This window comes from Mycobacterium sp. PO1, from assembly GCF_017312405.1.
Classification (GTDB): Bacteria; Actinomycetota; Actinomycetes; order Mycobacteriales; family Mycobacteriaceae; genus Mycobacterium.
In genome coordinates this window covers 39,866-54,597 of record NZ_BLTG01000015.1, presented here as the reverse complement: position 1 = coordinate 54,597, position 14,732 = coordinate 39,866, and the positions used below count along the sequence as shown (strand labels likewise).

At 67.7% G+C, this 14,732-nt stretch carries 10 protein-coding genes; 6 read left to right on the top strand and 4 right to left on the bottom strand.

The window, feature by feature from the left end; all coding sequences use genetic code 11:
* Nucleotides 1-166: 166 nt before the first annotated feature.
* Nucleotides 167-1,816, bottom strand: coding sequence for a glucose-6-phosphate isomerase (gene pgi, locus J3476_RS06510; protein WP_207065682.1), 1,650 nt, complete (start codon nt 1,814-1,816; stop codon nt 167-169).
* 50 nt (nt 1,817-1,866) lie between these two features.
* Here pgi and J3476_RS06505 point away from each other — a divergent pair, with 50 nt between their 5' ends.
* Together J3476_RS06505 and J3476_RS06500 are read left to right on the top strand one after the other, a co-directional pair.
* A complete protein-coding gene (locus J3476_RS06505) occupies nt 1,867-3,315 on the top strand; it encodes an NAD-dependent succinate-semialdehyde dehydrogenase (protein ID WP_207065681.1) in 1,449 nt (482 codons plus the stop codon).
* A 343-nt stretch (nt 3,316-3,658) separates the two neighbouring features.
* Nucleotides 3,659-5,665, top strand: coding sequence for an acyltransferase family protein (locus J3476_RS06500; protein WP_207065699.1), 2,007 nt, complete (start codon nt 3,659-3,661; stop codon nt 5,663-5,665).
* Between the two features lie 66 nt (nt 5,666-5,731).
* Here J3476_RS06500 and J3476_RS06495 read toward each other — a convergent pair whose 3' ends face one another.
* Nucleotides 5,732-6,073 (bottom strand): chorismate mutase, encoded by a 342-nt coding sequence (locus J3476_RS06495; protein WP_179967542.1) that lies wholly within the window; start codon nt 6,071-6,073, stop codon nt 5,732-5,734.
* A gap of 233 nt (nt 6,074-6,306) precedes the next feature.
* Between J3476_RS06495 and pcrA the strand changes: the two genes are divergently transcribed.
* Nucleotides 6,307-8,646 carry a DNA helicase PcrA gene (pcrA, locus tag J3476_RS06490; protein ID WP_207065680.1) on the top strand — a complete coding sequence of 780 codons (2,340 nt, stop codon included), beginning with the start codon at nt 6,307-6,309 and terminating at the stop codon, nt 8,644-8,646.
* Nucleotides 8,647-8,653: 7 nt separating this feature from the next.
* Here pcrA and J3476_RS06485 read toward each other — a convergent pair whose 3' ends face one another.
* Nucleotides 8,654-9,361: a hypothetical protein gene (locus tag J3476_RS06485; RefSeq protein WP_207065679.1), complete on the bottom strand. Its 708-nt coding sequence runs from the start codon at nt 9,359-9,361 to the stop codon at nt 8,654-8,656.
* On the bottom strand, nt 9,362-10,411 hold the full coding sequence (locus tag J3476_RS06480) for a M23 family metallopeptidase (RefSeq protein WP_207065678.1): 1,050 nt from the start codon (nt 10,409-10,411) through the stop codon (nt 9,362-9,364).
* Between the two features lie 278 nt (nt 10,412-10,689).
* Between J3476_RS06480 and sucC the strand changes: the two genes are divergently transcribed.
* From sucC to J3476_RS06465, 3 genes are all read left to right on the top strand, one after another.
* Nucleotides 10,690-11,853 (top strand): ADP-forming succinate--CoA ligase subunit beta, encoded by a 1,164-nt coding sequence (gene sucC / locus J3476_RS06475; RefSeq protein WP_207065677.1) that lies wholly within the window; start codon nt 10,690-10,692, stop codon nt 11,851-11,853.
* A 12-nt stretch (nt 11,854-11,865) separates the two neighbouring features.
* A complete protein-coding gene (gene sucD / locus J3476_RS06470) occupies nt 11,866-12,768 on the top strand; it encodes a succinate--CoA ligase subunit alpha (RefSeq protein WP_207065676.1) in 903 nt (300 codons plus the stop codon).
* 429 nt (nt 12,769-13,197) lie between these two features.
* Nucleotides 13,198-14,727 carry an acetyl-CoA acetyltransferase gene (locus J3476_RS06465; RefSeq protein ID WP_207065675.1) on the top strand — a complete coding sequence of 510 codons (1,530 nt, stop codon included), beginning with the start codon at nt 13,198-13,200 and terminating at the stop codon, nt 14,725-14,727.
* Nucleotides 14,728-14,732 lie beyond the last annotated feature (5 nt).

The following is a 14,732-nucleotide window of genomic DNA, read 5'->3' as shown; positions in this document are numbered from 1 at the left end:
GTGTGGTGTGTCGCGCGTGCAGCGTGCGGTCGGCGGCAACGAGCGCGCGCGAAATGCCATGGGACGCGGCGCGTCGGTGTGCAGACGCGCGCGCTCGCGGGCTTTCCGGCTGACGGGGCCGCAGCTCGCGGGAGCGCCGGCTCGCGGACCTTCTGGGTAGCGCAGATTATGCCGTTCGGCCCCGCTCGGTGCGATAGCGGCGCACCAGGGTGTCGGTGGACGAATCAGTCTGCTCGGCAGGCGATGCGTCGTCGGTCAGCACCGGCAGCAGGGCCTTGGCCTGGGTCTTACCCAGCTCCACACCCCACTGGTCGAATGAGTCGATACCCCAGATGACGCCCTCGACGAAGACCTGATGCTCGTAGAGCGCCACCAACTGGCCGACCACCGACGGAGTCAGCTTCGTCGCCAGAATCGAGGTGCTCGGCCGGTTACCGGGCATGACCTTGTGCGGGACGACCTCTGAAGCTGTTCCCTCGGCGGCGATTTCGTCGGCGGTCTTGCCGAACGCCAGCACCTGGGTCTGGGCGAAGAAGTTACTCATCAACAGGTCGTGCATGCTGCCGTCGCCGTCCGCGGTGGCCAGGTCGTCGGTCGGCTCACTGAACCCGATGAAGTCGGCCGGGATCAGCCGAGTGCCCTGATGGAGCAGCTGATAGAACGCGTGCTGGCCGTTGGTGCCCGGCTCACCCCAGAAGATCTCACCGGTGCCGCTGGTCACCGGGGAGCCGTCGGCGCGGACCGACTTACCGTTGGACTCCATGGTCAGCTGCTGCAGATAGGCGGCGAATCGGGCCAGGTCATTCGAATACGGCAGCACCGCACGGGTTTCCGCACCGAAGAAGTTGTTGTACCAGAGCCCGATGAGGCCCAGCAGCACCGGAGCGTTGGCGTCCAGCGGTGCGGTCCGGAAGTGTTCGTCGACCAGATGGAAGCCGGCCAGGAACTCCGCGAACCGCTCTTTGCCGATCGCGGCCATCACCGACAGCCCGATGGCCGAGTCCACCGAATACCGCCCGCCGACCCAATCCCAGAAACCGAACATGTTCTCGGTGTCGATGCCGAACTCGTCGACCAGCTTCGCGTTCGTCGACACCGCGACGAAGTGCTTGGCCACGGCCGCGTCACCGAGCGCGTCTATCAGCCACCGGCGTGCCGCCGTCGCGTTGGTCAACGTCTCCAGCGTCGAGAACGTCTTGGAGGCGATGACGAAAAGTGTTGTCGCCGGGTCCAGCCCGTCGAGCTTGGCGACCAGGTCGGCAGGGTCGACGTTGGAGACGAACCGGGCCGAGATGCCGGCATCGACGTAGTGACGCAATGCCTGATAGACCATGACCGGTCCGAGGTCGGAACCGCCGATGCCGATGTTCACCACGGTGGTGATGCGCTCACCGGTCGCGCCGCGCCACTCGCCGCTGCGCAGCCGGTCGGTGAACTCACCCATCCGGTCGAGCACCTCGTGCACGTCCGACACCACGTCCTGCCCGTCGACGGTCAACGCCGCGTCCCTGGGCAGTCGCAGCGCGGTGTGCAGCACCGCCCGGTCTTCGGAGGTGTTGATATGCGAGCCGGAGAATATCGCGTCGCGCTTGGATTCCAGTTCGGCTGCCCGTGCCAGATCGATCAGCAGATCGAGCGTCTCCCGGGTGACGCGGTGCTTGCTGTAGTCGATGTACATGTCGCCGACGGTCAACGCCAACTCGGAACCGCGGGCGGAATCCTCGGCGAAAAGCTCACGCAAGCTCGTGGTGGCGACGTCGGCGTGATGGCGGGACAGTGCCTGCCATGCGGTCGTGGCAGTGATGTCAGAACCCATGTTCAGAACCCTAGTGCGGCCAAGCCGACGAAGGGGTAAATGATGGAGGTATGGATACTTCCGCACTGCTGGAATCGGTACCGACCGGGCTGTGGATCGGTGGGCAGGAACGCGCGTCCTCGTCGACGTTCAACGTGCTCGACCCCTCCGACGACCAGGTGCTGACCGCCGTCGCCGACGCCGCGGCGGAGGACGCCGCTGCCGCACTGGACGCCGCCTGTGAGGTGCAGGCGGAGTGGGCCGCGACCCCGCCGCGCAAACGGGGCGAGATTCTGCGCTCGGTGTTCGAGACGATCACCGAGCGCGCCGACGACATCGCCGCCCTGATGACACTCGAAATGGGCAAGGTCGTCGCCGAGAGCAAGGGTGAGGTCACCTACGGGGCCGAGTTCTTCCGCTGGTTCGCCGAGGAGGCGGTACGCATCGACGGCCGGTTCACCCCGAGCCCTGCCGGTAACGGCCGCATCATGGTCACCAAGCAGCCGGTGGGTCCCTGTTACGCGATCACACCGTGGAACTTCCCGCTCGCCATGGGCACCCGCAAGATGGGCCCGGCGTTCGCCGCGGGCTGCACGATGATCGTCAAGCCGGCCCAGGAGACGCCGCTGACGATGTTGCTTCTGGCCAAGCTCATGGACGAGGCCGGGTTGCCCAAGGGCGTGCTGTCGGTGTTGCCGACCAGCAATCCCGGTGCGGTCACCGAAGCGCTGATCAACGACGGCCGGCTGCGCAAGCTCACCTTCACCGGATCGACCGGCGTGGGCAAGGCGCTGGTCAAGCAGTCGGCGGACAAGCTGCTGCGGACGTCGATGGAGCTCGGTGGCAACGCACCTTTCGTGGTGTTCGACGACGCCGACGTCGACGCCGCGGTGGACGGCGCGATCCTGGCCAAGATGCGCAACGGCGGTGAGGCGTGCACCGCAGCCAACCGGTTCCACGTGGCGAACGCGGTGCGCGAGGAGTTCACCGAGAAGTTCGTCAAACGGATGAGCGAGTTCACCCTCGGCAAGGGGCTCGACGAGTCGGCCACCCTCGGTCCGCTCATCAACGCCAAGCAGGTCAACACGGTGACGGAACTCGTCTCCGATGCGGTGTCGCGCGGCGCGACGGTTGCCATCGGCGGCGTCGCGCCCGGCGGACCCGGACACTTCTACCCGGCCACCGTGCTGACCGACGTGCCCGCCGACGCCCGAATCCTCAAGGAGGAGGTGTTCGGTCCGGTGGCCCCGATCGCCGGGTTCGACACCGAGGAGGAGGGCATCGCGGCGGCCAACGACACCGAATACGGATTGGCGGCCTACGTCTACACCCAATCGCTGGACCGGGCGCTGCGCGTCGCCGAAGGTGTGCAGTCCGGCATGGTGGGCGTCAACCGGGGTGTGATCTCCGACGCGGCCGCGCCGTTCGGCGGCATCAAGGAGTCCGGCTTCGGAAGAGAAGGCGGCAGTGAGGGGATCGAGGAGTACCTCGACACCAAGTACATCGCCCTCACCAAATAGTCGGGTCGCCGACGGGAGCACTTGGTCGGCTCGCCGTCGGGACCAAATAGTCGGCCAGCGGACGGGACCAAATAGTCGGCTCGCCGGCGGGACGAAATAGTCGGCTCGCCGGCGGGAGCACGTAGCCGGCCAACCGGCAGGACCGGATAGCCGCGCGCCTCCCCGGTCGGGTCCTTGCAAACACATAAACTTCCTTGCTCGACAGCAGCAAGGAGGGCCCTTCAACGTGACCGACGGCCGAGCCGTCAAACCCTACGCAAACGGCCGAGCCGTCAACACCGGCACCGACGGCCGAGCCGTCGAGACCCGCACCAGCGGCCGAGCCGTCAAAACCGGCACTGCTCTGGGTGCGGCGCCGATCCGCGTGGGGCCGCACCGCTACGTCAGCCCGGGTCGTGGCATCGCTGCGCTCGACGGTGTCCGAGCCATCGCGGTCGCGCTGGTGCTCGCCGACCACGGCGGCGTCCCGGGCATGTCCGGCGGATTCCTCGGCGTCGACGTGTTTTTCGTGCTGAGTGGTTTCTTGATCACCTCACTGCTGCTCGACGAGGTCGGTCGCACCGGCCGGATCGGTTTGAAAGGCTTCTGGATTCGCCGGGCGCGGCGGTTGCTGCCTGCGCTGATCGTCATGGTGCTGGCAGTGGTGACCGCGCGCGAACTGTTCGCCGCAGAGGCCACCGCCAACGTGCGCGACGAAGCCGTGGCCGCCCTGTTCTGGATGTCCAACTGGCTCTTCGTCGCCCAACACAGCGACTACTTCAGCCACGGGGCGCCACCGTCGCCGTTGCAGCACACGTGGTCGCTGGCCGTCGAAGAGCAGTACTACCTGCTGTGGCCGCTGATGGTGACGGCTGTGGTCGCGGGACTCGCGGCGCTGGCCTACCGTCGCGGCACGCCACTGACCCCGCGCGCGCTGCGCACGGCGGTGTTCGTCCTCGCCTGCGCCGGGGTGGTCGCGTCGGCGACGGCCAGCATGATGCTGGCCGCGGACGCGTCGCTGAATCGCGTGTACTTCGGCACCGACACCCGCGTTCAGGCGTTGCTCGTCGGCGCCGCCGCCGCGGCTCTGCTGGTGCGGGACTGGCGCGGTCTGGCCAGCGGGGCCACAGTGCTGCGCTCCCGCTGGACCCGTTGGACGGCCCGGCTGCTGCCCGCGCTCGGGTTGGTGGTGCTCGTGCTGGCCGCTCACGGTGCCACCGGCAGCGCCGAGGAGTTCCGGCACGGCCTGCTGATCACGGTGGCGTTGGCCGCTGTGCTGGTCATCGCGCCGGTGGCGCTCGATCAGGAGGGCCCCGTCGCGCGGTTGTTGTCGACCGGGCCGCTGGTGGGCCTCGGCGCAATCTCCTACGGGGTCTACCTCTGGCACTGGCCGATCTTCCTGCTGGTCAACGGCGAGCGCACCGGGGTGACGGGCTGGCAGTTGTTCGCGCTGCGCTGTGCGGCGACCCTCGCCGTCGCCGCGATCTCCTGGTGGCTGATCGAACAGCCGATCCGGGAGTGGCGGCCGGTCTCCGTGCCGATGCTGCCGCTGGCTGCCGCCTCGGCGGCGACCGCGGCGATGGTGGCGATGACGATCGTGCCGGTGCAGCTGACTCGCCAGACACCGGAGCCGGGACCACTGGTCGATTCGGCGGCGTTGGTGGCGCCCGAGGTCCCTGTCGAGGTCGCACCGCCACCGCGTCCCGGCGCGCCCGGCGACATGCGGGTGGCGGTGTTCGGGGACTCGATCGCGTGGACGCTGATGCGGTATCTGCCGGCGACGCCCGGCGTGCATTTCGCCGATTACACGACCATCGGTTGCGGCATCGCCCGCGGCGGCCCGTACGAATACGTCGGTCAAGAGCTCGACCAGAAGCCGGAGTGTGACGCCTGGCCCAGCCGGTGGAGTCAGCGGATCTCCTACGAGCGCCCCGACGTGGTGCTGTTGATCGTCGGTCGGTGGGAGATCGTCGACCGCATGAACGAGGGACGCTGGACGCACATCGGAGACGAAGCCTATGACTCGTATCTGCGGGCCGAGCTCCGGCGTGCGCTCGACATCCTCGGCTCGACCGGGGCGCGCATCGTCGTCACCACCGAGCCGTACAACCGGCGCGCCGAGAAGCCCGACGGCAGCCTCTACGCCGAAGACCACCCGGAGCGGGTCGACACCTGGAACGAGCTGTTGCGCGGTGTCGTCGACGACCGGCCCAACGTGACCGTGGCCGATCTGAACGAGAAGCTGAGCCCCAACGGCTACTACACCACCAAGGTCGACGGCATCCGGATGCGCAGCGACGGGGTGCACCCCACCCCGGAGGCGGTGGAGTGGCTCACCCCGTGGCTGGTGGAGGCGATACAGCCGAAGTGACGCTCGAGCGGCCTCGGTGCGTCTACCGGCGATGACGCGCAGGCAGCACGCCGACGGCGTGTGCGATCAGTGCCCGAGGCGGCCGCGGCCCAGGCGCAGCAGCAGCATCGCGAGGTTCTTGCCCTCCGCGCCGAGCACGCTGTAGCGCTCGATGACCTTCATCTCCCGGCTGTGCACCAGCCGCGTGCCGCCCGAGGCCATGCGTGCCTTGCCGATCAGCTGTGAGACCTGGGTCCGCCGTTGCACCGCCTCGAGGATCGCGGCGTCGAGCCGGTCGATCTCCTGGCGCAGGGCATCGATGTCCGAGGCGTCGAGCTCCTGGGAGGGGTCCGAGGAGGCTGCAGCGGTTTCCATCGTCGTCATCTCGTGATTCTCCGAATTTCCGTTGTGTGAAGGGTCTGGTCTCATCCGGTTTCGGGCCTCACACAAGAAACGAGCCCCGGATCCGGAAGCGGACCGCGGGGCTCTGGGAAGCAGCTAGACCACGGGCACCGCTGGCCGGTACCCGTAGAAAAATCGGCGCTGAGCCCCTCGGGTGAGGAGCGAGTTGCCGGGCTGCGCGTTGAGCACCCAACGAGTGTGCCACTACCTGCCGTGCCAGCGCAAAGAGTGTCGGTTCACAGCGGTAGGTTTGTCCGCATATGACTGCACCTTTTCCGATGACGTCCCCGGCGAGCGACACCGATCAGCTGCTGGACGGGTTGAACCCGCAGCAGCGCCAGGCGGTGTTGCACGAGGGGAGCCCGTTGTTGATCGTCGCCGGCGCCGGTTCGGGAAAGACGGCGGTGCTCACCCGCCGCATCGCCTACCTGCTGGCCGCTCGCGACGTAGGGGTGGGGCAGGTGCTGGCCATCACGTTCACCAACAAGGCCGCCGCGGAGATGCGCGAGCGTGTGGTGGGTCTGGTGGGTCCGCGGGCGCGCAGCATGTGGGTGTCGACGTTCCACTCGACGTGTGTGCGGATCCTGCGCAACCAGGCCTCGCTGGTGGCCGGGCTGAATTCGAACTTCTCGATCTACGACGCCGACGATTCACGCCGCCTGCTGCTGATGATCGGCAAGGACATGGGGCTGGACACCAAACGCCATTCCCCTCGGTTGCTGGCCAACGGCATCTCGAACCTGAAGAACGAGTTGATCGGGCCCGAGCAGGCCGCCGCCGAGGCCTCCGAGGCGGCCGATGATCTGGCTCGCGTCATCGCCGAGGTGTACGCCGAGTATCAGCGCCGGCTGCGGGCGGCCAACGCGCTGGATTTCGACGACCTGATCGGTGAGACGGTGGCGGTGCTGCAGGCCTTCCCGCAGATCGCCCAGTACTACCGGCGCCGATTCCGGCACGTCCTGGTCGACGAATACCAGGACACCAACCATGCCCAGTACGTGCTGGTGCGCGAACTGGTGGGAGTGGGCGCGCCCGACACCGACACGGTGCCGCCGGCCGAGCTGTGCGTGGTCGGCGACGCCGATCAGTCCATCTACGCGTTCCGCGGTGCGACGATCCGCAACATCGAAGACTTCGAACGCGACTTTCCCGACGCGACAACGATTCTGCTCGAGCAGAACTACCGGTCCACCCAGACGATCCTCAACGCGGCCAACTCCGTCATCGCGCGCAACACCGGTCGGCGCGAGAAGCGGCTGTGGACCGACTCCGGTCAGGGTGAGCTGATCGTCGGATACGTCGCGGACAATGAACACGACGAGGCCCGGTTCGTCGCGCAGGAGATCGACGCCCTGTCCGATTCCGTCGGCGACTTCTCCTACAACGACGTCGCGGTCTTCTACCGCACCAACAACTCCTCCCGGGCGATCGAGGAGGTGTTCATCCGCGCCGGCATCCCTTACAAGGTCGTCGGGGGAGTGCGCTTCTACGAGCGCCGCGAGATTCGCGACATCGTGGCCTACCTGCGAGTACTGGACAACCCCGGCGATTCGGTCAGCATGCGGCGCATCCTGAACACCCCGCGCCGTGGTATCGGCGACCGGGCCGAGGCCTGTGTGGCCGTGCACGCCGAGAACACCGGTCTGAACTTCAACGACGCACTGGTTGCGGCCGCCGAGGGCCGGGTGCCGATGCTCAACACGCGGGCAGAGAAGGCGATCGCGGGGTTCGTCGGGCTGCTCGACGAACTGCGGGGCATGCTGGACGGGGAGTTGGGCGAACTCGTCGAGGCGGTGCTGGATCGCACCGGCTATCGCGCCGAACTCGAATCGTCGAACGACCCGCAGGACCTCGCGCGGCTGGACAACCTCAACGAATTGGTCAGCGTCGCCCACGAATTCAGCATCGACCTCGCGAACGCGCGAGCACTGGCCGATGAGGACGGTGCGGAGCCGGTGGACGAGGACATCCCGGACACCGGCGTGCTCGCCGCGTTCCTCGAACGGGTCTCGCTGGTCGCCGACGCCGACGACATCCCCGAGCACGGTGCAGGCGTGGTCACGATGATGACGTTGCACACGGCCAAGGGACTGGAGTTCCCGGTGGTGTTCGTCACCGGATGGGAGGACGGCATGTTCCCGCACATGCGCGCGCTCGGTGATCCGGTGGAGTTGTCCGAGGAGCGGCGGCTGGCCTACGTCGGCATCACCCGGGCCCGCCAGCGGCTGTATCTGAGCCGGGCGAAGGTGCGCTCGTCCTGGGGGCAGCCGATGCTCAACCCCGAGTCGCGGTTCCTGCGCGAGATCCCCCAGGAGCTCATCGACTGGCGCCGCACCGAGCAGCCGGCGTCGTCGCTGTCGGCACCGGTGAGTGGCGCGGGCCGGTTCGGTACGCCGCGCCCGTCGCCGATGCGTCCGGCGGCCGCCAAACGCCCGCTGCTGGTGCTCGAACCCGGCGACCGCGTCACCCACGACAAGTACGGGCTGGGCCGGGTCGAGGAGGTCTCGGGCGTCGGTGAGTCCGCGATGTCGCTGATCGACTTCGGCAGCGCGGGCCGGGTGAAGCTGATGCACAACCACGCGCCGGTGGCCAAGCTGTAGCTCCGAGTCAGCCGGACCGGTTCCAGGCGCCGGTGGCGGGCAGCAGCGCGACCACGATCGACGCCAGGGGCAGCACCGGCATGGCGTAGACGAGCGCGGGCAGCGCCGCCCCCGCCACGAACAGGCTCGCGAAGATGAGCAGTGCGATGACCGCACCTACCACCACCAACAGCCGTCCGTTGCGCTGGCGTAACAGCAGGGCGATGACCCCGGCGATGGTGGCCGCTGCGGAAATGGTGGTGAGGAAGCCCACCGCGACGCAGAACAACGGATCGGTCGCCCACCAGCCGGTGATCAGATCGGTGGCGATGACGGCAGTTGCCCATCCCGAGACGATGCTGGCCACCGAGGTCGCGATCGCCGAAGTCGGGTCCGCCCGAGCCGCGCGGGATGGACCGACGGCAATCGGTTTGGCTCGGGGCACGATCTGGGTAGCCGGATCGTCGACGGCGGGTTGGGCACCGGTGGGGTGTCGGCGGATCAGACCGGTGGGCGGTTCCGGTCCAGTAGGCGGTCCCGCTCCGGCGGGCGGAGCCGGCCTGATCGGTGGTTGCGGCCCCGGCGCTGGGACCCATCCGGTCGGTGGGTCTGACGTCGGTGGGTCCGACTGGGTCGGTGGTCGCGAGACGGCCGGTTGCGCCCCGGTGTTCGACGGGGCGCGGCGCAGAATGCGCGTGCTGTCGTCGCTGTCCGGTGAGGTGTCTCCGTCGGCCACTCAGCCAACGTAGCTGCCGGGCGTGAGCCCGTGCTTGGCCAGCCAGCCGACCGGGTCCACCCGGTCGGTGCCGTTGAGGTGCACCTCGAAGTGGCAGTGGGGTCCGGTCGAGTTGCCGGTGTTGCCCATCTTGGCGATCTGGTCGCCGGCCATGACCCGTTCCCCGACGTTGACCAGAACGGCGCTGTTGTGGCCGTACAGGGTGACGGTTCCGTCGGCGTGGCGCAGCTTGACCATGTTGCCGTAGCCGCCCTGGTAGCCGGCCGAGATCACGACGCCGTCGGCGGCGGCGAGAATCGGCGTACCGATGGCGTTGGCGATGTCGATGCCGGCGTGCAGCACGCCCCAGCGGTAGCCGAACCCGGAGGTCCACACCCCGCGGGTCGGCATGACGAACTGCGGGCGGATCAGGCGGGCTTCGCGTTCGGCGCGTTCCTGGGCGTAGGCGGCGGCCTTGGTGATCTCTTCGGCGTGTATCGCGGAGTTGACGGCGGGAGCCACCGTGACCACCTGCATGCCGTCGACGGACCCGGTGATGGTCGCTCCGCCGGTCGACGTCTGGTCGGCGGCCAGCACGGTGCTCTCAGAGCTCTGCTGGGTGCTGTTGGACATCGTGTAGGCGCCGGCGGCGGTCGCCCCCACTGCCATGGCCGCGACCATCAGGCGGCCCTTGATCGGCACCTCGGGCTTGCGGTGCGCGGCGCGGTGCCCGCGCATGTCGATGACGTCGGTGGTGGCGGTGCCGTCGCTCAGGTCGGTGTGGCTGTCCCGGTAGGCGTGGGTGCGGCGCTCGGCGCGCGGCTCGGCCCGGAACTCCGACGGGACCGCCAGCTGCAGCGGCGCGAGATCGTCGGTGTCATGCAGGTCGTCGAGCTCGGGGGCGGCGATGACCTGCGATTCCTTGTCGAACGCGGCCTGCGAGAGCATGTCGAGCTCGGCCAGATCCCCGAACTCGTTGAACGGGATGATGTCCGTGACCTCGGACGGGCTTTCGGACGGAACAGGTGCCACAACGGCTGCAGTTGTCCGGCGCGCGCGATGCTGAGGCAACCTGAGGAGTCCTTAATTCGTCGTGAGCCGCATGGGCCGTCGTGATCGGACCGTTATCTAGACCACAGGGACGTTAACCAAATCCCAATACTTGTGGCAACCCGAGACGATAGTCCCTCGCCGAATGTGACCTGAATCACCGCAGGGGCCCCGGTGAGATCGACCACATGAGAGGTGGGCGGTGGCGACCGGCCCCGCTCGTGTGGATAAAGTTCCTCCGGAGCCCGTCGGGCACAAAACTTTCTACCGTCGACGCAGACAGGGATGTTCCGGAGTCCATGGATCTCTTCGAGTATCAGGCGAAAGAGCTGTTCGCCAAGCACAACGTTCCCACCACCCCGGGCCGGGTGACCGACTCGGCCGACGACGCCAAGGCGATCGCCACCGAGATCGGCCGGCCCGTCATGGTCAAGGCCCAGGTCAAGACCGGTGGCCGCGGCAAAGCCGGTGGCGTGAAGTACGCCGCCACCCCCGATGACGCATTCACCCACGCGTCGAACATTCTGGGCCTGGACATCAAGGGCCACGTGGTCAAGAAGTTGCTGGTCGCCGAGGCCAGCGACATCGCCGAGGAGTACTACATCTCCTTCCTGCTGGACCGCGCGAACCGCACCTACCTGGCGATGTGCTCGGTCGAGGGTGGCGTGGAGATCGAAGAGGTCGCCGCCACCAAGCCCGACCGCCTGGCCCGCATCCCCGTCGACGCGACCAAGGGTGTCGACGAGGCGTTCGCCCGGGAGATCGCCGAGAAGGGCCACCTGCCCGCCGAGGTGCTCGACGCCGCGGCCGTGACGATCGCCAAGCTGTGGGAGGTGTTCGTCTCCGAGGACGCCACCCTGGTCGAGGTCAACCCCCTGGTCCGGACGCCGGACGACCAGATCCTGGCGCTGGACGGCAAGGTCACCCTCGACGCCAACGCCGACTTCCGCCACCCCGAGCACGCCGAGTTCGAGGACCGCGACGCCACCGATCCACTCGAGCTCAAGGCCAAGGAGAACGACCTCAACTACGTCAAGCTCGACGGGGAGGTCGGCATCATCGGCAACGGCGCGGGGCTGGTGATGTCCACCCTCGACGTCGTCGCCTACGCCGGTGAGAAGCACAACGGGGTCAAGCCCGCCAACTTCCTCGACATCGGCGGCGGCGCGTCGGCCGAGGTGATGGCCAACGGGTTGGACGTGATCCTGGGCGACGAGCAGGTCAAGAGCGTCTTCGTCAACGTCTTCGGCGGCATCACCGCCTGCGACGCGGTCGCCAACGGCATCGTCAACGCGCTCAAGATCCTCGGTGACGAGGCCAACAAGCCGCTCGTGGTGCGCCTCGACGGCAACAACGTCGACGAGGGCCGCCGGATTCTGGCCGAGGCCAACCATCCTCTGGTCATCCAGGCCGACACCATGGACTCCGGCGCCGACAAGGCCGCCGAGCTGGCGAACAAGTAGGGGCGCAACAGAATGTCAATCTTCCTCAACAAGGACTCCAAGGTCATCGTCCAGGGCATCACCGGCGGCGAGGGCACCAAGCACACCAAGCTGATGCTCAAGGCCGGCACCCAGATCGTCGGCGGCGTCAACGCGCGCAAGGCCGGCACGACCGTCACGCATGAAGACAAAGACGGCAAGGAGATCGAACTGCCGGTGTTCGGCAGCGTCGCCGAGGCCATGAAGGAGACCGGCGCCGACACCTCGATCGCGTTCGTGCCGCCGAAGTTCGCCAAGGACGCCATCATCGAGGCGATCGACGCCGAGATCCCGCTGCTGGTGGTCATCACCGAGGGCATCCCGGTGCAGGACACCGCGTACGCGTGGGCCTATAACGTCGAGAAGGGGCAGAAGACCCGCATCATCGGCCCCAACTGCCCGGGCATCATCACCCCCGGTGAGTCGCTGGTCGGCATCACGCCGAACAACATTACCGGCAAGGGTCCGATCGGTCTGGTGTCGAAGTCGGGCACGCTGACCTACCAGATGATGTACGAGCTGCGCGATCTTGGGTTCTCCACCGCCATCGGCATCGGCGGCGACCCGGTCATCGGCACCACCCACATCGACGCCATCGAGGCGTTCGAGAAGGATCCCGAGACCAAGGTCATCGTCATGATCGGCGAGATCGGTGGTGACGCCGAGGAGCGTGCCGCCGACTACGTCAAGGCCAACGTCTCCAAGCCGGTGGTCGGCTACGTCGCGGGCTTCACCGCGCCGGAGGGCAAGACCATGGGCCACGCGGGGGCCATCGTGTCGGGGTCGTCGGGCACCGCTGCCGCCAAGAAGGAGGCCCTCGAGGCCGCCGGCGTGAAGGTGGGCAAGACACCGTCGGAGACGGCCAGGCTCGCCCGCGAGATCCTCGAATCGCAGTAGGCGTCCGGCGAGCGTACGGATTGTGACGAAAATCCTCGATTTCCCGTCACAAACCGTACGGTCGCGACGCTGATTTCGTCATCCGACATCGCACACGTGTCTCGGCGCGTGTGCGATGTCGCGTTTCAGGCACCGGCACCCGTTTCAGACACCGGCCCCCGTTTCAGCCACCGGCACGCGTCTCAGGTACCGGCACGCGTTTCAGGCACCGCCACGCGTTTCAGCCACCGGCACGTGTCTCAGGTACCGGCCACCCGTTTCGGGTACCGGCACGCGTCTCAGGTACCGGCACCCGTTTCAGGTACCGGCACGCGTCTCAGGCACGGGCACGCGTCTCAGGCACCGCCACACGCTGTGATCCGCCGCCCCGAGTCGCCCGACAGGAACACGTTCTATTAGCCTCTCGAAGTAACTCAAGAGGAGCTGAACATGGCAGTTGACGAGCGCACACCGGTCATCATCGGCGTGGGGCAGTTCACCGAACGCATCGACGACCCCGACTACCGGGGCATGTCCGCAGTCGAGCTGGCCACCGCCGCCGCCCGCGCGGCGCTGCAGGACACCGACGCCGACGCTGCGCAGGTGGCCGCCGCCATCGACACGGTGTTCGGGCTGCGGCAGTTCGAGATCTCCGGGCCGATGCCGGCCGTGCTGGGGAAGTCGAACAACTATCCCCGTTCGGTCATGCGACGCATCGGCGGTGACCCGGCCCGGGTGGTGCTGGAACCGGTGGGCGGGCAGAGCCCGCAGAAGCTCGTCACAGAGGCGGGCAACACCATCGTCGCCGGCGAGGCCGACGTGGTGATGATCATGGGCTCCGAGGCCGGCTCCACCGCCAAGTACTTCGCCGACCGCGACGACAAGCCCGACTTCACCGAGAACATCGACGGCCAGCTGGAGGACCGCGGCCACCAGATCTTCAGCTACATCGACGAATACACCGTCCAGCACGGCCTGACCGGCGCACCGGTGCAGTACGGGCTGCTCGACAACGCGCGGCGGGCCCGTCTCGGTCACAGCGTTGCCCGGTACCGCCGGGAAATGGCCGAACTGTTTGCGCCGATGTCGAAAGTCGCTGCGAAGAACCCCTTCTCGTCGTCGCCGGTGGAGCGGTCGGTGGAGGAGATCGAGACCGTCACCGACGAGAACCGGATGATCTGCGATCCCTATCCTCGTCTTCTGGTGGCCCGCGACACCGTCAACCAGGGTGCTGCCGCCATCGTGACCTCGGTTGCCGCTGCACGCAGACTCGGTGTGCCGGAACGTAACTGGGTTTATCTGCACGGCCACTCCGATTTGGTGGAGCAGCCCCTGCTCGACCGTGCGGACCTCGGTGCCGCCCCGGCATCGGCGATGGCGGCTCACGAGGCGCTGCGGGTGGCCGGCATCGATGTCGATCAGGTCGCCACCTTCGACCTCTACAGCTGCTTTCCGTTCCCGGTGTTCGTGATCTGCGACGCCCTGGGTCTCGCGCCCGAGGACCCCCGTGGCCTGACCCTCACCGGTGGACTGCCGTACTTCGGTGGCCCCGGCAACAGCTATTCGTTGCACGCAATCGCCGAAACCGTCGCCCGGATGCGCGACACCCCGGGTCGTTTCGGCTTCGTCGGCGCCAACGGCGGGATCGCCAGCAAGTACTCGGCCGGTGTCTACTCGACCGAACCGGCTCCGTGGCGGCAGTCCCGCAGCGCTGAGCTCAATGCGCAGGTCGCCGCGCTGCCGACGGTGCCGGTGACCAAGCGCGCCGACGGGACGGGCACGATCGAGACCTATTCGGTGCGCCACGACTGGCCCGTGCGGACCGGCATCATCGTCGGGCGGCTCGACGCGGACGGCTCCCGCTTCATGGCGACCAGCGAGGACCCCGACCTCGTCGCGGTCCTGGCCGAGGCCGACCCGCTGGGCACCGCAGTCACGGTCACGTCCACCGACAACGGCAACCGCGCTTTGCTGCGCTAGTCGGG